Origin of the sequence: Burkholderia sp. SRS-W-2-2016 (assembly GCF_001931485.1) — a bacterium.
GTDB lineage: Bacteria > Pseudomonadota > Gammaproteobacteria > Burkholderiales > Burkholderiaceae > Paraburkholderia.
Genome location: NZ_MSDV01000078.1, coordinates 24,434 through 45,817 on the forward strand (window position 1 = coordinate 24,434; position 21,384 = coordinate 45,817).

Annotated in this window: 14 protein-coding genes; 13 read left to right on the top strand and 1 reads right to left on the bottom strand. The window is 61.0% G+C overall.

Annotation, left to right across the window (positions count from 1 at the left end):
* Positions 1-25: 25 nt before the first annotated feature.
* The 6 genes from BTH42_RS31980 to BTH42_RS32005 all read left to right on the top strand — a co-directional run bounded on the left by BTH42_RS31980 (position 26) and on the right by BTH42_RS32005 (position 5,875).
* On the top strand, positions 26-559 hold the full coding sequence (locus BTH42_RS31980; RefSeq protein WP_143752287.1) for a hypothetical protein: 534 nt from the start codon (positions 26-28) through the stop codon (positions 557-559).
* A gap of 73 nt (positions 560-632) precedes the next feature.
* Entirely contained in the window at positions 633-1,127 is a 495-nt protein-coding gene (locus BTH42_RS31985; protein ID WP_075305186.1) for a hypothetical protein, read from the top strand.
* An 11-nt stretch (positions 1,128-1,138) separates the two neighbouring features.
* Entirely contained in the window at positions 1,139-1,873 is a 735-nt protein-coding gene (locus BTH42_RS31990) for a DUF6682 family protein (protein ID WP_372237303.1), read from the top strand.
* The gene (locus tag BTH42_RS31995; protein ID WP_143752288.1) at positions 1,845-2,477 is read left to right on the top strand and encodes a hypothetical protein; all 633 of its coding nucleotides are present in this window, start codon (positions 1,845-1,847) and stop codon (positions 2,475-2,477) included. The genes BTH42_RS31990 and BTH42_RS31995 overlap by 29 nt, the downstream gene beginning before the upstream one ends.
* Positions 2,478-2,998: 521 nt before the next feature.
* Positions 2,999-4,207: a collagen-like protein gene (locus BTH42_RS35725; RefSeq protein WP_218642032.1), complete on the top strand. Its 1,209-nt coding sequence runs from the start codon at positions 2,999-3,001 to the stop codon at positions 4,205-4,207.
* Between the two features lie 9 nt (positions 4,208-4,216).
* Positions 4,217-5,875: a hypothetical protein gene (locus BTH42_RS32005; protein ID WP_075305190.1), complete on the top strand. Its 1,659-nt coding sequence runs from the start codon at positions 4,217-4,219 to the stop codon at positions 5,873-5,875.
* Between the two features lie 18 nt (positions 5,876-5,893).
* Here BTH42_RS32005 and BTH42_RS32010 read toward each other — a convergent pair whose 3' ends face one another.
* Positions 5,894-6,427, bottom strand: coding sequence for a hypothetical protein (locus BTH42_RS32010; RefSeq protein ID WP_143752290.1), 534 nt, complete (start codon positions 6,425-6,427; stop codon positions 5,894-5,896).
* A 52-nt stretch (positions 6,428-6,479) separates the two neighbouring features.
* On the opposite strand from BTH42_RS32010, the gene BTH42_RS32015 reads away from it, so the two are divergent.
* The 7 genes from BTH42_RS32015 to BTH42_RS32040 all read left to right on the top strand — a co-directional run bounded on the left by BTH42_RS32015 (position 6,480) and on the right by BTH42_RS32040 (position 21,353).
* Positions 6,480-6,953 (top strand): hypothetical protein, encoded by a 474-nt coding sequence (locus BTH42_RS32015; protein WP_143752291.1) that lies wholly within the window; start codon positions 6,480-6,482, stop codon positions 6,951-6,953.
* Positions 6,950-7,975, top strand: coding sequence for a hypothetical protein (locus tag BTH42_RS32020; protein WP_075305193.1), 1,026 nt, complete (start codon positions 6,950-6,952; stop codon positions 7,973-7,975). The genes BTH42_RS32015 and BTH42_RS32020 overlap by 4 nt, the downstream gene beginning before the upstream one ends.
* A gap of 13 nt (positions 7,976-7,988) precedes the next feature.
* A complete protein-coding gene (locus tag BTH42_RS32025) occupies positions 7,989-9,581 on the top strand; it encodes a hypothetical protein (protein WP_075305194.1) in 1,593 nt (530 codons plus the stop codon).
* Positions 9,578-10,249 (top strand): transglycosylase SLT domain-containing protein, encoded by a 672-nt coding sequence (locus BTH42_RS32030; protein WP_075305195.1) that lies wholly within the window; start codon positions 9,578-9,580, stop codon positions 10,247-10,249. The genes BTH42_RS32025 and BTH42_RS32030 overlap by 4 nt, the downstream gene beginning before the upstream one ends.
* Positions 10,242-20,498: an LPD38 domain-containing protein gene (locus BTH42_RS32035; protein WP_083655001.1), complete on the top strand. Its 10,257-nt coding sequence runs from the start codon at positions 10,242-10,244 to the stop codon at positions 20,496-20,498. The genes BTH42_RS32030 and BTH42_RS32035 overlap by 8 nt, the downstream gene beginning before the upstream one ends.
* 27 nt (positions 20,499-20,525) lie before the next feature.
* Entirely contained in the window at positions 20,526-20,699 is a 174-nt protein-coding gene (locus BTH42_RS35730) for a hypothetical protein (RefSeq protein ID WP_178392280.1), read from the top strand.
* Between the two features lie 279 nt (positions 20,700-20,978).
* Entirely contained in the window at positions 20,979-21,353 is a 375-nt protein-coding gene (locus BTH42_RS32040) for a hypothetical protein (RefSeq protein ID WP_075305197.1), read from the top strand.
* The last annotated feature ends 31 nt before the right edge of the window (positions 21,354-21,384 follow it).

Sequence of the window (21,384 nt, forward strand, 5' to 3'; positions counted from 1 at the left end):
AATTCATTTCCTGCTGGAGAACGACATGGCTTATCACCGTCTGTATCACGGCGGCACAGGGGTATTTAATCCCGATTGGGAACAGTACCCTGCAATGCCGCTTGCGCCGGGCGATGCACTCGCACCGGCCGCGCACAAGGAACACGTCGCGTTCGGCATGACGCGCCTGCTTGACTTCGCGCAGTTTGATTCACGTCGTCAGGCCGGATTGCAACAGTATCTGGAACGTGCCGCGACGCTCGGTATGCCATTGCAGCAGGGCGACCTTGTTGGAATGTGCATTGTGCCCGCGAAGACGCTTTTCTACGGATACGCGTGGGAAGTCGAAGAACCCGAGGCTGGCGTTACGTTCACGATTCGTAGACACAGCAACGGCGAAGCTCTGGCGACTGTGAACGGCGCTTATGCCGATTCTAATGGCGAAGCGTTCGCCCTCCCGGTATGGATGCACGATAACGACATCATCGACGTGGAACTCACGTCATGGCCTGCAAACGGCGTTTTCGATCTTCGGTTTTCGGTTTCGCCGATTGTGTTCTGGCCGAAGATTGGTAACTGACAGGTTACGGTGTAGTAACTCACAGGTTACGTATGGGTAACTGATGCGGCTACGCCGCACGGGAGACGCGAACATGCCACGGCAATTTGGTTATCAGGACGCGCACGGGTTTTTCTACTCAGAGCATCCTGCGCTGCATTTCGAACCCGGTCTCGTACCGGGCTTCTATGACACCGATACGAAGACGTTCACGCCGACCGGCAACCCAACGCAGCAAACCGGAACCATCGTGACGGATGCGGGTTTCGGTAATGCCGAAACGCTGAAGTCCGGACTGTCGGAAGACAAGGGAGCGGACACCGCTCCGCTCGAAGGCGTGGCCTTCACGCAGACCAATGCCGAAGTCGAAGCCGCAGCCCGCGACGCAGAATTTATTGAACTGAAGCGGCAGCTCGAAGAATCGAACCGCGAGAATGCTCAATGGCGGGCGCGTGACGAACTGGCGCAACAGTCCACCGCTGAAAGCGTCGAACTGCCACCGCCTGCAACCGAACCCGAACCCGAGCCCGCACCCGAACAGGACGCGCCTCATGCTGGCAAGTCTGTCCGTCGCGCACATAAGGACTGACCGTGAGCACGATGGCGGGCACAGTCGGTTCGCTGGTTGACGAGGTTGCGCAACTGCTGAACGACGCGGAACCGGACTACCAGAATATCCGCTGGACACGCATTGAACTTGTCGAGTATGCCAACGATGCCAGTGCCCAGATTGCGATGCTTCGACCGGACCTGTTTGAGCAAACGGAAACCATCGACCTCAAACCGGGCGACCGCCAGACGTTGCCGGATGGCGCGTTGGTGTGGCGCGTTGAGGGCACACTGAACAGTCGCGACGAACTGATTGGGCGACCGTTCAGAGGCGATGCGACCGCTGCGCGGGTGGCAAGCCTATGGTTCGATGCGCTCGCCTGTCGCGATGCATGCGGCCCATTCACGGCATCGCCCCCGAAGCCCTATGCAATCAGTTCATACGTGTTCGATCCCGATGGACCGTCTATGTTCTACGTCGATCCTCCCGTGCCTGCCGGGCAGAGCGTGCGCGCTGTTGTCTCACTCTCGCGCGTGCCGACGCGTGCCGACGAAGATAGCGATGTTCCTGTCGATGGCCGGTTTCATAACGCGGTGATTGAATTCATGCTGTACCGCGCGTTCTCGAAAGACGAGGACAGTCAGACCAGTCTCGCCCGAAGCAATGGGCACAAGACGCACTTCTACGAAATGATCGGTCTGTCAAAGCGCGCGGAAGATGAATTCTTCGGTGTGAAAGCCTCGCGAGGGGTTAGCGGTGGAAACACAGCACCAAAGTCTGATTGAGCGTGTTCCGCTCGATGCCTTCCTGCCGTACGTCATCGCGGGCGCGACGCTGTGCCCCGAGTCAATGGCGCTCGCCTATGTGCGCGATACGTGCATTGATTTCTGTGTGCGTAGCAACACACTGCGCCGTCGAACCGTCATCGACCAGCAATGCGGTGTCAGTGACTATCCCTTGTGGCCCGACCACGACGAACAGATTGTGCGCGTCAACGAGGCACACGTTAATGGAACGTGCTATCGCGGCGCGCGGGATGCGTGCTGTTTCGAACATGGCGGCGCACGTTTTACGATTCGCGACGGTGCGCTGCATATCTCGCACGACGCGGCGCACGACCGGCCGCAGGCCATTGAAGTGCGCTTCACCGTGAGCCCCACGCGTCGCGCGTGCGAGATTGACGCAACCCTCTTTGACGACTGGCAACCGGCAATTGCAGATGGAACACTCGCGCGCCTGTACATGTTGCCAGGCTATCCATTTACCGCGCCACAGTTATCACTGGTACGTGAACGCGCTTACAACGTCGCGGTCAACCGTGCCCGTATCCGTAGTCTCAAGAGCGACACAGGCGATACGGCAATGGCGCGTGGCATGCCATTTCTCTAGATCATGCGAAAACCTTCTGCTTTGCGAATCGATGCGCGCGTGACGCGGACGGCGCTCGATCTGCGCGCATGTGGTCACACTCCTGTTCGCGCGTGCGACGCGTCGCTCGATATCCGGCGTGCAGGCTATCGCGACGACCGTCCGTGCGGACAGTGTGGCGGCTGTGGCTGTGGTTCGTGTTGCCAGCCTGTACACAAAGACCGGGCCATAACCGTTCGGGCGTTCAATAACGACGATGCGGGGCGACTGGTATTTGTATGGGGCGATGCGCTGCGCAGTCTTGATGTCGGCCTCTATCTGGCTGTGCTGAACGTGTGCGGGCGAGCGCTCGCACGCTTCACGATCCAGTTGGGCGAATCTGAACGGCCAGTGGCACGCGCAGAGAACTTCCTTTCTCCGGCTGGATGCGATCCGCTAAACGGCTGCGGTTCGCCGTGCGACGTGTCGCCCGCCTGTACTTGCCTGCCGTCTCCCGTTATCTACATCCCGCCGTTCGACGTTCCGGCGCGTGGAGGTGCGTGATGTTTGTTCCGGTACTCGGCTTTGCTGCGCGTCTGCGCTGCCGTCTGAATCCGGGCGATGGTCTTCTGCCGCTTGGTGCAAACGATTCGGCCCGACTCGATGCCGCATTGTCGGACACGGGCGCATACACCCGGCTAACCGTGGGCGAGCCCGACGATTTTGAAATCGTACGCGTGACGGGTATCGTCAACGGGCAGGTGACGATTGAACGCGCACAGGAGAACACGCGAGCGCTATCGGCCGCGCCTGGGACATGCGCCGCGTTCGTATGGACGCCGCAGAACCTGACTGACTTTATCGTGCAGGGCTTCGGCGGGCAGACCGGATCGGTTTGTGAAGTGCTGGCCGGTTCAGGGCGTGTGACGGTCGAGCGTACCGGTTGCAGCATAACCGTAGACCGGCCCGCGATGCGGGGCGCGACGTGGCGCGCGGGTTCGCGGGAGTACACACAGGACACGGCAGGCGAAATTGCATCGGCTCCGTTTTCCGGGCTTGTCGATGGAACCTGGCCGAACGCGACGGTCACGGTACGCGATGGTTATATCACTGCCGTACAGGCCGGTTCCAACATTGTCTTTAGCGGCGCGGGATGCTGCGACGGCGGCGGGACGGGTTCCGGCCCGCCTGGCCCGCAGGGCATACCGGGGCCGCAGGGGCAGCCTGGCGTGCAGGGTATGCAAGGTCCGCAAGGGGTACAGGGTCCGGTAGGTTCACAGGGGCCAGCGGGACCAGCCGGGCCCCCTGGAGTTGCCGGACCAGCAGGAGATGCTGTACTCAGTGGCGTCGGGCCACCTTCTGCAAACATTGGCCGGAATGGTGACTTCTATATCGACCAGTTGGCGAATGCTGTCTATGGTCCGCGCAGTGATACCGGCTGGGGTGCGCCAACCTCGCTCGTCGGCCCAGCCGGTCCACAAGGTACGCCCGGCATGCCCGGCTCGCCCGGAACGCCCGGCGAACCGGGGGCACCTGGGATCGCGTCGAACTGGTCTTTGCAACAGGACGGCGGCACGGTGTTCGTCATTGGTCCGCCTGGCGAATCGTTTTCGGTGGATACCGTGATGGGAAACACTCTCGTGCCAGGTGCGACGATATCCGCCAATGGCCGCGCGGTATCTTCGATTGACGTAGGACCGTCCCCGGTGACACAGACTGTCTTTATACGGTCGAACGGCCTGTTCGTGGGCGTCGGCTCGGTAACGACGTAGAGGTATTCCGTGACGCACATCCGGATTACCCGTTTCGGCGGCGTGGTTCCGCGTTACAACCCGGCGCTCGTACGCGAGAACATGGCGAGTGACGCCGCGAACGTGCGGCTCTGGCATGGCACGCTTGCGCCGTTCCGCACGCCCGAGCCGGTCTTTACCGCGCCGCTCACATCGGCGAAGACAATTTACCGCTTCGGCTGCTGCTGGCTCGCATGGGACGACCCCTGTATCAATGTCGCGGAATGGTTGCCGACATGCGAGCGTGTCTACGTGACGGGTTGGCAACCGTACCCGGTCACGGCCGCGCTGCCCGCTGAAGGCTGCGAATTCGACTGGCGACGCGTTGGCCTGCCGCTTCCAGTTACCGCGCCGGTTGCAACGCCGCAGGACACAGCATTGCCCGAGCGCATAACGAGCGCACGCAACTACGTCTATACCTACGTGGATAGCTGGGGTGGCGAAGGCTGTCCGTCATGGCCGAGCAATGAACTGCTGGACGCCGCCGAAGGAACAGCCGTAAGCGTTTCAATTCCCGCGCTTCCCGATGCCGGTGAAGAATGGGACATCGCGGCGATCCGCCTTTACCGTGTGGCGTCAGGATTCAACGACGGCACGAAGCCAGGCGCGACGACCGCGACACGCTTCCTGCTGGTCGCTGAACTCCCACCCGTTGCTCAGGAGTATGTCGATACGCTCACGACCGACGAGCTCGCGGAGATGAACGTTTCCGAACAGTATGCGCCGCCGCCTGATGGACTATCGGGAATAGAACAGCTACCCGATGGTGTACTCGCGGGCTTCGTGGGTAGGCAGGTCTGGTTCTGCGAACCCTACGAACCGCAGGCGTGGCCGGTTGACACCATGCTGGCCCTCGATGACACGGTGCGCGCGTTGCGCTGGCGCGATGGCGTGCTCTACGCGATGACTGACGGGCATCCATATGCGATAGCCGAAGAATGTACGGAGGGTTCGTGCTGCCGCAAGGCGTACCGTTTTCCGAAGGCTGCACCGATTGCGAGCCGCAGAAGCGCGGTTGCCGCGCCGCATGGCGTGGTGTACGCCAGCGATATCGGGCTTACGTTACTTGCCACCCGGCGCATGGCGACACTGACCGCGCCGTGGTTCGCCCGCGATGACTGGCAGGCGTTGCGACCGCAGACGATGGCCAGTGCAATGGTCGATGGTCAATACTTTGGCGCGACATGCAGCACCGCGTTTCTGTTCGACATGCGCGATGGCACGGAAGACGACGGCGCGGGCGATAACGACCTGATGCCGCTGACGCTCACGCCCGACGGGTTGCACACGGCGCGGGACGGAAAGCTCTATCTTGCGTTCGGCAACGTGATTTGCGAATGGGACGCGGGCGCAGACTTCCTGCCGTACCGGTGGCGTAGCAAAATGAATGTGCTGCCCGGACTCACAAATCTCGCCGCAGCGAAGATCGTGCTCGACGGCTATCCGGTTCCGCAGCTTGCGCCGCACGGTGTGCGCGTCTGTCACGTTGCAGACGGTCGCATGCTGCTGGATCGTCGGGTGCGTCACTCGCGCCCGTACCGCTTGCCGTCAGGGCGGCGGGCGCTCGATTACGCGGTGGACGTGTCAGGCGTGGAGACGGTGCGGGAAATACATCTTGCCAGTAGTGTGAACGAGCTTAGCGCAGGTTAGTCGGCCCAACCTCCAGTTTCAGATGTGAAATTTGTAGGCGATAACTGATTGTGCTTCCGGCTGCTCATCCTCTAATAACTGGACTCTTGCAGTATGAAACACGAAGTACATTGCGAGAATGAAGGCGCCAAGAGACATAGCGGCAAAGCCTAGAGCGAACATGTATCCAAATCGGGATAGGGCCAGCTTTGCGGCGTCCTCTTTAGGGACGCGATTTGCTTTGAAATCGTTGATGAATAAAGCAAAACGCCGTGCTTGAGTGAGCGCCCAAAACCATCGCCAGATCATCAGGAACAGAGCCACTATAAGGCCATAGGCGCAAGCCGACGCCGCATAGCTCGCTGCAAAGCGGATTTCGGAGTTCCCATTTCCAGCCAGAACGGTTGCTGCCGCAGCCAAGCCGGCACCGTTCAATATGACAAGGTGCTTCACGGCCTCCAATTGCCACTCTAGATGGTCAGATACTGCCTTCCCTTGGGTCTCACGCAACAAAGCGTCCAGGTCGGAGGCTTCAGCGGGTGGCATGTCTTTACGGTACGTTTTCGTTTGCACTAGGCTGGCTCCACTCATTGGGTAACGACGCTTATTCTAGCGGGAGAGCAATTTGAATATTTCCGTAAATTCCCAGGCGAACGTCTCCTATGCTCAGGTGCAGGAGGTTGCTCGAATGCTTCCCGACGCGATTGCTGAAACGTTCGACGGTGTTGTGCCCAATCTTCTAAAGGCTGTCAGCGGAATGACTGGCGCGGTAACTGGTATCGCGCCCTATGCGTTCTTCTGCGTCGCGGAAGTCAACGACGAGGTAGTTGGGTTTCTTGGGGGCGTGATGGACAGCGACGTGTTCAGTGACCGCAAATTCGCGCGGGACGTTCTGGCGTGGGTGCGACCATCTGCACGCGCCACCACCGTCTACCTGGATATGGTTGCGGAATTCGAACGATGGGCGGCGGCATCGGGTGCGATAGAAGTTCGCGGCACGCTACTGGCTGATGATAGCGCCGAACGCATAGCGTCCGCAGCCGTAAGGTATGGCTACAAACGCGCCGGGATCGTGATCGTCAAGAAGGTGTCGAAATGAGCGGCGGCGGTGGCGATGCTACGGCCATTACCAACTGGCCGGGTATGCAAGACCCGATGCAGTCGGGTGTCTATGGGGCAATCAATCAGGTCTGGTTCAACCAGCAGGCGAACGCGAATACATGGGCGACGCAGGCCAAGGCGAACGATGACGCCAACCGCGCGCAACGCGACAGGGACATGCAGACGTGGAGCCAGCAGCAAAGCGACTGGCGTACTGCGTGGGCCATCTCACAGGCGGCCTATGCGGCGGCGCAAGTCCTGCTTGCCAACAATGCGCTCAACGCAGCGAAGGATGCGGCCGACAAGCAATACGACATCGCCGACCGCCAGCAGAACATTGCGGAAGAAGAATACGCACGTTACAGCGCGCACTTTGCGCCATGCGAGAACGCCACCGTCGATATTGAGTGTGCTCGCCCTGAATACACTGAACCCATTGAAGACGAGGCAAACCGTGCCGCAACCGAAATCCGCGTGCAGTTCGGGCTGTCGCGCCAGCAGGCACAACGGCGACGCAATCGTTACTGCATTGGCGCAGTAATCGCACTGGATCGCACAATGGCGATTGAAGAAGCCCGCTCCGTTGCCGAAGCCAAGGAACGCACGCGCCGTTATCTGGAAGAACGGCAGGAACAGCGGCGCGACAAGTTCTTTAATCGCAAGCTCCAGCTATTCAACATTGGCCGCAACATCAAGGCCGATGCAGTGAACGAACTGCGCGCGTCGGCGGAAGGTATTGGACGCGGGACCGATATCGAACTGGCCGCGCGCAATCAGTATTACGGCGCGATCCTCTCCAGCCTCGGCGGGCTGATTGGCGCGTTTCTTCCGAACAGCAGCGTACCGCAGGCCAGCCGTTCGGCGGCGAGCATCGGCGGCGTCAGTTCGTTTGGCAGTGTGTCCAGTTTTGGCGGTGCGACGCTAATGGGTCCGGGTGGCCTCGGCTACGGCATGGGCGCAAATATGGGCGGCTCGATGTGGGACGCCAACACAGTCGGCCCGTCTTCGACCTTCGCATAGGTGCGAATCCATCATGGCCTACTACGGTCTCGCCGGTTTCGCGAGCGACTTCAACCGCGTGCGCGACGATGCGCTCGACTCGGGATTTCGCGCGAAGCAGCGCATGCGCGAAGACTGGCTTTCCGATTACCAGATGCCCGGCCAGATGCTCGGGGCCGACGCAAACGAACTATCGAATTCGCTGAAGTACGACACCCTGAATCAAGGGTACGGCGACATGTTGAAGTATGGCCTCAACAATGCGGCGCTTGGCGCAACGACATCGGGCGTCAATCTGCATCAGGCACAGGCCGACGATACGCTTGCCGGGCTACGCGCACAGGCCGTCAGGAGCGGCCTCACGACCGACACCGATATTGCTAACTATGTCGCCAACAACATTGATCCGGCTGAAGCGTCGGCGAATCCATACCTCGCGAACGCGGGCTATGCCGCGCAACAAGGCGCGTATCGCAAACTGCTGGCGATGGGTACAGCACTCAGCGGCCCGGCTGGCGATGCGCTCGCGGGCCAGGGCGCGGCTGGACTCGGCTACGGGCTGACGCCCGGACGGGATGACGCGGGCAACCTGATCTTCACCGATGCGCAGGGACGAGCGAGCGGCGCGTTCGGTCTTGCGGGGCAGATACCCGCCGCACTGGCGTTGTCTGGTGATACGGCTTCTGCCGCGCAGTACTACGGCAACCTCGAACGGATGCGTGCCGACGCGGCGAAACTGACAGCGCAACTCCAGCAGCGTGATGCGTACGCCGATTTGCGTTACCAGACCGACCTTGAGCGGCAACAGATGCGCGACGAGGTGACGCGCGAGGGCTATGCAAACCGTCTGCAAACGGCGCAGATGCGCGGGCAGAAAGGACGCCCGTCAGCGATAGGCATGTCGGCAATAGGTGGCGGTGGTGGAACGGTGGGCGTAGCCATGCCCGGCGCACCGATGGCGCGATATGGCTTTGCCCAACCCTACGGTGCGTCGGCAGGCACCACGACGGGCACGGCTGCCAATCCGTTCATGACCGTCCCGTCCCCGGCTGGTCTCTCAGACGCTGCGGCCGTGCCCGTGTCAGGACCGGCGCTGCCCGCGCCAGTCATGCCACCCGGTTTGCCCGGCGTCCCCGCCTATGAGCCCGCGCGACTGACGCCCAACGCAACTGCGAGACTGGCGGCGCTTGCTGGTGCGACTCCAGCCGCGCCAGCTTCGGTATCGACGCCCGTGCCCGTCGCGGGCGTTCCGCCTGTCGCGAGCACTCCTGTGCCTGCTTCGGCTCCCTCACAGGTAGACCCACAATCCGAACTCAACGACGCGAGCGCCAATTATGACCGCGCTGTGGCGGCGCTTCGCAAGCTCGAAAGCGATGCGGGCGGAATGACGGTCTACGGCCCGCGAAACGGAAAGCCGGGGTTCGGCGTTGCGCATCAGGCGCTCAGTAACCAGGTCTACGAAGCGCAGACGCGTCGCGATGCGGCGCGCAAGGCTGCGGACATGGCGCGGTATCAGCGCGAAATGCAGCGTCAACAGGATGCACAGCGCAAGCAGCATGAAGACGAACTTGCGGCGGGTCGCGCACTTGCCGCGCAGTACATGCCTCGCGGGGGAGCGTCGCAATGAAGCCCGCACAATCGTATCTTGATCCTGTCTATGACCGGTACGAACAGACCGCCGCGCAACAGGCCGGTATTGACCCGACACTGTTGCGCGCAATCCGCACACGCGGCGAACGAAGCAATGCCGACCAGGTTTCATCTGCGGGCGCACGCAGCGTCTATCAGATTATTCCCGCGACTCGCGCAGGCCTGATAAAAAACTATGGTGTCGATCCGTACTCGTCGCCGCAGGCCGCAGCGCTCGGCGCGGCACTTGTGCTGAAGGAAGGATTGCAGCGCAATCGCGGCGACGCACAGGCTGCAATCGGCGAGTATCACGGTGGCATTGACCGCCGCAATTGGGGCAACGTGAACGCCGCCTATCGGGCGCGCGTCGGCGGCAGTGCTTCGCTTGCCGCGCGAGATATCGGCCCGGCCGCGCGGCAATACAACGTGTTGCCCAATGCGCCAGGCGAGACCGGCGATACCGACGAGCCGGAAGCCATCAGCGCGAGCCCTGCACAACCACAACCCGGCCGCACGGAACAGAGCGATTCATTCGCCAGTCTCTACCGCCCGCCAGTGTCCGCGCGCCAGCCTGGCACGATGCCGCAAACCACTAGTGCGGACGGTGCGCCTGACTGGTCCGGCTGGCTCGACGGCTATATCCGCACCGTCCTGAACGATGTCTGACCCGACGCCGTACAACCTGCCGCAGGATGATGCGACACGGCGCATGCGTGCGCTCGGCATGTTGCCCGATTACCAGCCGCTCCAGCGTGAACCCACGCTACCCTATGGCGACGTGAACGGACCTTCACAGTTACAGCCGCCGCAACAGCCGGACCTGTCTGCGTGGTCGTGGGATGCCTACAAGACGGCTCGGGCATTCGATGGCAAGGACTACGAGTATCGGCGCGATGTATGGTCGGACTACGTGGGCAAGGTATTGCCACAACTTGCGCGGATGACGGGCGACGATCCCGCCACGCTGCAATCCTATTTCCATCAACAGTACGCGCATGACCAGCCGGTTGCGCCAAAGCGTTCCCTTTACCAGACTGCGTCCGATACCGGTATGACGGCGGCGAAAGGCGTCATCAGCACGGCCAAATCCATTTCAGACCTGTTCTCTCCCACGTCGGCCGCTTCACAGTACTTCGGTCAGGGACTCCGTGATATCGACCGCGCTTATTCGCCAGTTATCGCCGACGAAATGCTACGGCGTGAGCGGCTGATTGCCGAAGACAAGGCGGCTGGTGGTTCCGGCATCGGCCCGACACTCCAGTATATGTATCGCAATCCGCTCCAGACCGGCGCGGAAGCAGCCGGGATGATCGCACCGTTTGTCGTGCCGGGCGGTGCCGCGCGCATGGCCGCGTATCTGCCGATGGCAGCGGAAACCGCAGCCGGAATTGCAGGGGCCGCGCCGCGTGCCGCCGCTCTTGCCAATATGGCGCTCGGCGGCGCAGCGGGCGCGGGACAGGTGCGTGGCAATGTGTGGGACCAGATTAGCGCCATACCCGACGCGGAGTTGATGACGCGCAGCCCGGAATATGCGCAGCTACGCCGGACAATGAGCGAACCGGATGCGAAAGCCGCCATCGGTGCGAATCTCTCGCGCAACCTGCCGGAAGTGCTCGCGGCGGGCGCACTCGGCGCGGCCGGTGGCGTAGTCGGCGCGGAAGGCGCACTGGCAGGCCTGCCGTCGCGCTTCGGTCGCACCGGCACGGCGCTCGCCGAAGCGGGATCACAGGCCGCTCAGGCGGGAGCGACGCAGTTCGCGACGAACTACGGATTGCAGCGCGCATTGCCGCAACAGAGCCTGACTGCCGACGTTGGCACCGCTGCGGCTCAGGGTGGCATCTTTGGCGCGCTGACCGGCGCGGCGGTGGGTGGACACCGGCCGGCCGAAGCGCCCGCGCCGTTGCCTGACGAAGCGCCGCCTGCCAGCATTCCGTTGCTGCCAGCCCCAGCAGCAGAGCCGGACCCGACCGTTGCGGCGGAAACCGGTACGGGTGGCGCGGACAGTCCGGCCCGCCCTGGTGCGAACTTCAGGATGCGCGGGAGAACGGCCGAAGACATTTCCGCTGACGTTCAGGCTGCAATCGCGACACTGCCGACGATCTACAACCGTGATTACGTTGCACGGCATCTTGAGTCCGATCTTCGCAACGGCACGCTCGAAGACACCGCGCGCCAGCAGAATAGTCTAGGCCGCGCTGCGCAGGCGCTCATGCAGCGTCTGCAACTTCGTACCGAACGGCAAACGGCGACCCGCGCACTTGAAGGTCCGCAGGCTGTACCCGCACTGCCGTCGCCACAGGCCGACGCACCGGGACGCGGCTTTACGGTTGATACGTCGGGCGTCGCACGTCCACGGACGTACGCCGAAGAAACTGCTGCACGCGCGGCGCAGGCCGAAGCATTGCAGACAGGGCTTACGTCCGATGTCCGGCTTGCTCAACAACGACGCAGCGACGTTCCCGTAGAGTCTCACCCTCAACCACCACCGGCCGAACCCGCGCCCGCTGAATCTGTCGAACCCGAAGCGCCGCCCGCATCCACCACGCCTGACGCCCCCGCTGTATCCGCGCCCGAAGCGCCGCAATCACCTCTACCCGATACCGCAGTTTTGCAGAATCGCGACCGTTCCACGGCGGCCGCGATCCAGCAAATGAACCGCATCGCAGCCGACCCGGACCCGTCGCGCCTCTCGTTCTCGCGCGACTTTGCGAACGGTGCGCCCGTGGTCGAAGCGAATCCCGCGCTCGACATTCCAGCCGACCAGCTTGGCCGCGAAGACATCAGCGTCGCCGCTGATGGCCGACGCATTCCCGTGCAATATGCGGTTGTCGATGCCGGTACTTTGCTGCCATCCAATAGAGCGGACGGAACACCCGTTGCAGGCTACGCACAGGGGCACGCAGACCGATTGCGTGCGATTGCAGGCAATGGACGTGTCGCAGGGATACAGGCGGCGTACGAGCGCGGCACGACCAGCGCCTATCGCGCTGGCATCGCGCAGGATGCGCCGCTCACGGGTATCCGTCCTGATGTCGTGCAGCGCATGCACCGGCCGGTTCTGGTTCGTATCATGCCGCGTGAACACGTCACGGACGATATCGGCGACGTGTCAAACACCAGTGGCACGGCTGCGCTATCAGCCGTCGAACAGGCGCGCAACGATTCGCAGCGTTTGAATACCGATACGCTCGAAGCGCTGGAGTTTGACGAGAGCGGCGAACCATCGCCAGCGTCGATCCGTGAATTCGTGCGCGCGATGCCAGTCAGCGAACAGGTTGGCATGCTCAACCCGGACGGCTCGCCCACGCGCCAGGCCGTTGACCGCCTGATGGCCGCGACGTTCCAGCGTGCTTACGACGACCCCGAACTGGTGAGGCTATATGCACAGGCGACCGACCCCGAAGCGCGTACCGTACTTGGCGGCATGGCGAACGCGGCCGGGGCAATGTCACGCCTGCATGGTGCGGGCGACCTCGATATCAGGCCTGTCGTCGCAGAAGCCGCGAAGATCGCGGTCAATGCCCGGCGTCGTGGCGTCAAGCTCGATGACTTCGCGCGGCAAGGCGACATTGCGCTGTCGCCTGACGCGCATCGCATTGTCGAACTGTTCGCGGCCAATGTACGTTCTGCAAAACGTATTGGAACCACATTGCAACATGTCGCCGATTTCGCCTATAGTGAGGTCTCCAAACCAACTGAAGATATGTTTGGACCCGTTGAGCGCGCCTCGCGCACGCGGGTACTTGAACACGTACTGGAGCAATCGCATGACACCGCAAGGCCGCAAAATCTGGGGCAGCGCGCAGGGAGTGAGCCTGCTGGACAAGATGCTCACCGGCAAGCCATTGACCGACGAGGACCGGCAGACCGTGAACCTGTTGAAGCAGTCCGGCCCACCGAACCGCGAAGCGCTCGACGCACATCCGCCGTTACCCAAACGCACGCAGAACCCGGCCCGGTAACGCATGAAGAAGCGGACACCGCGCCGCTTCTCACACACCCAACACCTGAAGAACTGCGCTCGCGCGAGGCCCAGCAACGGCATGCGCAACAGCAGGAACAGCAGCGTACTGAAGCGGCCGACCGGCGAGCAACAGCCGACGCACAGCGCGAGGACTTCCGCCTGACCGGTAGCGACCGCGATGCAGACGTTGCAGCCGCAGCAGGACAACGGTCAATCTTTGACCACGCCCCCACCGAACCAGAATCCGCACCCGCCAGCCATGCGGCGGAAACGCGAGTCGAAGCGCCGCACGCCTCGCCCCTCACAATCGAGCGCCTGACCGACAAGGCAATCATCATCAAAGGTGACACCAGAGCGCACATTGACCGCATCAAGGAGGTCAAAGGCGGAATCTGGAATCGCAAGCATTCTGGGTGGATTTTTTCGGCGAAGCGAGAACCGGTTATTCGTGAACAACTCGCCGACCTTTTAGGAGCAACGACAGGTGACAGAACTACCGCAGTGGATATGGAACGGAATCGCGAAAGCGGTCCCGCTCAGAACCGAATGGGCGCGCAGGATGTTCGCGGCGACGCAGAGCCAGGTCGTGAGCGAACTGGACAAACAGGCCGCGAAGATGACGGCCGAAGGAATACCGAACAAGGTCATCGTCGCGTATCAGACCGTGCTCCCCCTGTGGATCGAGCGCAAGGCGATTCGTCATTACGTGAGCGAAGCGAACGACCCCACGCTGGCGAGCATGCTGCCGGAACTGACCGAAGTGAGCGAAGCGGTACACCTGATGACGAAGCAGTACAACCTGAGCGGCACCGAAGCGAAGACGTTGTACGAACTGCTGGAGAAGGAAACCGCGATCTAGCGCAACGCATTGCAGAACAGAAGCACGCCGACCAGCACATTCCCGTCCACGTCGGCGATCTGTCCAATATCCGCGAAACACTTCCTGTCCTGCTACCCGAGCAACAGGTAGACGTAGCGAAAGCGGAACGGCGATTCCACAACGACGGTCAGCCCGGCATTCTCTTCACGAACGGCACGGGCACCGGCAAGACCTACACGGGTCTTGGCATTGCCAAGCGCTTCGCGCGACGTGGCAAAAGCAATCTTCTCTTTCTCGCGCCGACCGACGCCAAGGTGAAGGACTGGATCAAGGACGGCGCGAATCTCAACCTTCACATCGACCAGCTCGATAGCACGACGACAGCCGGGCACGGCATGGTCGCGACCACCTACGCAAATTTCGGTCAGAATCATGCACTCGTTCATCGCGATTGGGATTTGATCGTTGCCGACGAGTCGCACTATCTGATGTCGAACGAACAAGGTGCATACACCGATGCACTTCACCGGTTGCGCGAACTCACGAATCACCCCGACGCGCTTCTCATGAAAGCGCAGGCGTATTTCAGGGAGGAAGGCGATACGCTTCGCGAAGCGCGCCGGGCGCGCGTTGACGAACTCACGGCTCAGGGCATGCGCAAACCGGCCGCAGAAAGTCAGGTAGACAAGGAATTTAGTGACCGTCAGGCCGCCTATAACCGAAAGGTAGATGCGAAGTACGAACAGATCAGGGGCGACCCGATGAAGAACGTCGTCTTCCTGTCGGCGACGCCGTTCCCTTATCACAAGAATCTCGACGCGGCGAACGGCTATGTGTGGCCCGCGTGGAAAAACAATACGAGCGGAGGCCCGAGCGAGCGCGACCGCTTCTATATCGACAACCTGGGCTATAAGTGGCGCTATCACCGGCTCGAAACGCCTGACGCTGAAGTCAATCAGAGCTATCTGGAGCGTGAGCTACACCGCCGCATGGTTGAATCTGGCGCAGTGTCCGGACGGAAGCTGGAACTCGATCAAGATTACTCGCGCGACTTTGTTGAGCTTGAAACCAATGTAGGGCGACGCATTGATGACGCGCTGAACGCAATCCTCGACTGGCAAGGCCAGTATGGAATGCTGCGCCAGTTCATCGGGGGACGCTTCGACTATCACGCAAAAAACCGTCTGCTGGAAAACCTGAAGGCGCGGGACGCTGTTGAACGCGCGAAGAAACACCTTGCACTTGGCCGCAAGGTCGTCGTATTTCACGGCTACAAAACGGGACATACCGATAACCCGTTCATTTTTCCATCAACGCGTCCACCCGAGATTCGCGGCGAACTTGCCGGACCCGGTGAACCGTCGCGAGACCCTGATACTCAGTGGCGCGACGAAGTAAAGCGGTTCAAGGCGCAGTTTCCTGATGTATCGCGGATGGACTTCAACCGCCTGGGAAACCCCATCGATGCGTTCACGACCGCGTTCGGCGACCGGCTTGCACTCTTCAATGGCGACGTGCCCAAGGGCCAACGGTATCGCAACATCAAGGCGTTCAACGACGACGTGGGCGGCAAGGACGTTATCCTGGTCCAGATGAAGGCCGGTAAGGAAGGTATCAGCCTGCACGACACCACCGGGAAAAAGCAGCGCGTGCTCATGGCATTGCCGTTGCCGACCAGTCCCACCGACGCAATCCAGATGGAAGGCCGCATCTATCGCACTGGAAACCAGTCGAATGCACCCGTCGAATACCTGAAGGCTGGGCTCAACTTCGAACAGGCTACCTTCGCCAATACCATCGCCCAACGCACACGCACGGCCGAAAACCTTGCGCTTGGGCATGGTGCCCGCGACATGGAACGCGCGTTCAAGGACGGCTACATCAACAGTTCGTCGTTCGAGCCGCACCTCGGCCAGGGCGTCGGCGGGAAAACTGCCGACCGGATGATTGAACAGATGTCTCCGTTCAGGAAAGCGGAGACACTTTATTTTGCCAAACAGAAGGAACGCGGTCGGCGCGACCAACGTGCAGGGACTGACTGGTACGCCACGCCTGAGCCGGTCGGTCTGAAAATGGTCGAATGGGCCGGACTGCGACCCGGCGAGAAGGCCCTTGAACCTTCCGCTGGCGATGGTGCCATCGCGCGGTTCTTTCCGGAGAACACAACCAACACCTTCATTGAACCGTCCAGTGCGCTGCAATCGCGACTCGCGCTCAATGCGCCCGGTGACATCAAGGCGACGCGCTTTGAGGATCACCATATCGGCAACAAGTACGACGGCATTGTGATGAATCCGCCGTTTGGTTTGGGCGGCAAAACGGCGATTGAACACGTCACGAAAGCCATATCGCATCTTCGCGATGGCGGGCGCATTGTCGCGCTGATACCTGAAGGCAGCACGGCTGACCGGCGCTTTGAACAGATGATGGAGAGCGATGCGGCGAAGCACGTCTACAGCGTGGCTGATGTTTCGTTACCTCAGTCCGTATTTGAGCGTGCGGGGACGTCGGTTAAATCGCGTGTCGTTGTGCTGGAGAAACAGACCAACCCGGAACGCGCGAGTCTTCTGCACCAACGCAATATCGACCTGTCAGGCGGTGGCGATATCAAAGACCTGTTCAGACGTATTGAAGATGTCCAGATGCCGTCGCGCCTTCCTGTGGAAGAGGAAGGACGCGCTGCGGAAGACGCGCAGTTCTCGCGCACCGATGCCCGGCAAGCCTCGCCGTCTTTCGCCATGTCGGCGGCTGACGTGCGCGACGCTATCCGCGACGACCCGGCCAGCGCTCACATTGACGTATATCCATCCATTGCACTCGCGCCCGAACATATTCGCGCCCAGGCCGCCGCCGAAGTTGGCGGGCGCGTCGAAGGATTTTATGACCCGCGTACCGGGCGCGTAGCACTCATTGCGGAGAACATCGCGACGCCCGAACGTGCGCGCGAAGTCGCACGTCACGAACTGGTTGGGCACTACGGGCTGGAAAACATGGTCGGCACCGACGCCATGCAGACGCTTGCGCGCAAGGTGACGCTCGCGGAGAAAGCGGGCAACCGGTCCTTGCGTGACCTGGGTGCTGAAGTGGACGTGTTGCAACCCGGTCTTTCGCCCGAGCGTCGTGCGCGGGAAATGATTGCGCTAATGGCCGAGCGCAACATGCAGAACAGTTTTACCCGGCGCGTGCTTGGTGCTGTGCGTACTTTCCTGACGCGCATCGGGCTTGTCCGCAGTGATACCACCGATGCGCAGATTGCCGGACTGCTACGCGATACAGAGCGCTATCTGAAAACCCAGGGCCGCAGCCTGACCGACGCCGCCCCCCGTCCCGAAGCAGAAGCCGCATTCTCCCGTACGGCTCACGGCGCGACGTCGCCCGCGTCGCGCACGTCCATACCGCTCGCGGAACGACGTGAAACGCTGGCTGAACGGCTTCAGTCTCTGCGCGCCAATCCGCGCCGGTCGCTGCGCGACGCTCAACGCGTGCTGTCGAAGGGCGGCACTGCGCCGCAGCCGAAGTGGCTGGAAAACACCGTAACGAACCTGTTCGACTACCGCAATCCGCTTGAACAGCTTGTGAGGCGTAGCGGCAGCACGGCAGCCGGGCGAACCTTTATTAACACGATGCGAACGTTCGAAGCGAAGACACAAAAAAACATCCACGACTTCGAACACGACCAGGTAGCGCCGATGATGAAGACGTTAGCGGGCGCATGGAACAGCACATTCAAAGACCTGCCCTGGTACAGGGAACACGGCTATCGCCAGTTTCTGGAAGATATCGGCACGATGGGCAACCTGGTCAAGCACGGGCGGGAACGCAATGCCGTGATTGCCGAAAAGACCCAGGGCCAGGATTTGGCCGGGTCGGGACGCACGAACCAGCAGATTGCTGCAATCACACGCGACCTCGCCCGCGAAGCGCCCGGACTCGAATCGTTCTACGAAAAGCTCTATCGCGATCATCTGAAGCCGATCCTTGAACAACGCGACAACACGCTTCGCGCTGCTGGTTTGCTCACGCCAGAAATGGAAGCTGCGCGGCCAAACTATCGCTGGTACGTGCCGCTCACGGGCGATCCGAACGAGACTGAAGATGCACTATCCCGTTCGTCGGCCGTCAGTCTCAAGTCTCCACGGGCGAAAGAGGCAACGGGGCGCGAAGGCACGCTATCGCAGAACGTGCTGCACAACGTGCTGGAGCGTACCGACGTGGCAATCCGGCAAGCCGGTATGCAGGACTTCAAGCGGGACTTCGTGAGACTCATGGAACAGTCGCCCGCCGCGAAGGGACTCGCGTCGGCTCGCGTGAATGATGGATCGACCAACGAGATTTTCGAGAAGTACATCGGTGAAGATGGCTTTATTCATCGTCGGGTAAAAGCGAGCGCAGGCATGTCGCCCGACGCGCTGGTGTTGCACGACGGCAATCGTACAACCGTCGTGGATGTCGGCAACCAGAAGATTCTCGAAGCGTTAAACGGCGCCAACAAGGCGGATATTGATGGCGTCTTTGCTTTGCCGGATCGTGCTACGCGGCTGCTTTCCGGTATCTACACCCGCTATAACCCGATGTTCCCGCTGATGAACAAGATTCGGGACACGCAATCACAGCTTTCGCTCATCATGGCCGATGCGCCAGTTTCCGACAAACTGGCCGCAGTGCGTCGGGCGGCGGCAAACAACGTGACGTTTTCAACGCAGTGGCGCGACAAGCCCGACAGCGTTTACCACCAGTGGCGTGAGAAATACGAAAAGCTCGGCGGTGCGACGATGTATAGCGACCTGTTCCGCGACGAGACCATGCGCAACATCGAAAACGAATTCGCGAAGACCGCAGGCGCGACGCCCGCACATCGAACGAAGGCCGCAGCCGAAAAGATTGGCGATTTCATCGACCATGTGAATGAACACATGGAAATGACCTCCCGCGTAGCACTGTTCAAGGCACTCGTTGATTCGGGCATGTCAGAACGCGACGCGGCCCTATACACCAAGAACACAATGAACTTCGAGACCAAGGGCAAGTACGGGCGGCAACTTGGCGCACTGTACACGTTCGCGGGTCCGGCGCTGTTCGACGCGCGGCGCATGGCGCAGTCGCTGCGCTCGCCCCGTGGCGCGGCCGTGCTCGTTGCACAGTTCGCCATGATGTACGGTCTGTACGGCGCGATGAAAGCCATGAGCGGCGACGATGACGACGGCATTGCGCGGCTCGACAAGGTGCCGCTCAGTCAGACCGGGCGATTCCTGACGTTGCTGGACCCTAACAACCCGGACGGCAAGGGCTGGAAATTCCCGGTTGGCTTCGGTTATGGCCGGATCGCGCTCACGCTTGCGGCAGCATTGCATCGTTATGCCGATGGCGTGGACGACGGCGCGACGTTCGCGGGCAACGTCGGCAAGGAAGCGCTGATGTCCAATTTCTCGCCGCTGGAACCGGTAGACATTGACCCGACACGGGACGTTTCCGGTTGGGCCATGCAGCAGTTCACGCCCGCGCTGATGAAACCCTTGCTGCAACTTGCGATGAACCAGAACGCTCAGGGCAGCCCGATCCACAAACCCGACGAATGGACCGGCAGCAAACTGCACTTTGGCGAAAGCTGGCCTGCCACGTCGGCGATTTTCAAGGGGGCGGCGAAATCACTATTCGACGCGACCGGAATAGACGTGTACCCGGAAACGCTCCAGTTCCTGTTACGCAGCTATGGCGGTAACGGAACAATGGACGCGATCCGGGCAACTCAATTGCTCGGCGAGAAAGCAGACACCGAGTGGACTCTTGGTGATATACCCGGCGCGCAGACCTTCGCATCGAAAGTCATCAATCAGGATACGGTCGATTTCCGGCAGAACTACGCCGACCTGCAAAAACTCGTTGCAGAGCGCAAGTACGCGCAGGAAAACGATACGCTTCAACGCTTCGACACATCGCACCCAAACGTTGAACAGGGGCTGGCTATCTACCAAGCCGCCAACAGCGAAGTCAAAACACTGTTCAAGGAACGCAGGGAAGCGGAACGGATTGAAGACGCCGCTCAACGGCAGCAGGCCGTACGCGACCTGAACCGGCAACTGCGAGTAATCCAGATGACCGCAAACCATGCGTACCGCGAAGCGCAGCAATGATTCATCCACGGACCCAGGAGGTACGCCATGCGCCATTCGATTCCAGTTCTGTTCGTCACGCTCGCCTTGGTCGTGCTGGCAATTTCTGCCTGTACGCTGATTCATATTGAGGGTGACTCGAACACCGTCAGCGACATAGAAGGTCATAGCGCTACGATGTCATTGCCTGCCTCCACGTCCGCCCCGACCATTTCCCAATAGGTGCCAAACGCTTCACCATCTGTTTATAATCTGAGTGCCGTCAAAACAGCGACGGCTCAGGCTTGGTCGCCTGAACTTCTGTAACCCGCACGCCTGCCCAGGCAGGTCGTGCGTCTGCCTCTGCGCGTCTGTATCTTTATGGGCGGGCCGTGGCAGGGAGGCGTTCGCGCCTGCCGGTAGTGGTTACAGAGCCGGTCGACCAACCCTGTCAATGTGCCCGCTCACCCACCTTATACGCGAGTGTCGGGCGATCCACATAAGTAACAGGGAGATCGCACCATGAGCAAATCCGCCGCAACTTCCAATCGCGCTTCGCGTCCACCTGTCGATGCCCTCCAGTACGAGAAACTGGCGTTCTCCGCTCTCGAACTGTGCGAACGGCAAGGCCGTCAACTGGCGAAGCTTGTTGCTTTTGCAGCCACCATACACGCTACTCCTGCACTGACGGCTGGACAGAGACACAGCCAGCGCAATTTGTTGGAACTGTTTGTCGATACGGCAGAGGATTATCAGAGAACCCAGGAGCATGAAGTCGAACTATTCAAAGTCATCGCGCTCAACGCCAAGGGATTTTCTGAAAGTCACCTGACCGCTGACGAGGCTATCGAGCTTCTGACGGAAGCGCGCACACAGGCCGCTTCCACTTCTCACTAACGACGTTCGGCGATCTGCTGTGTCACCTGGA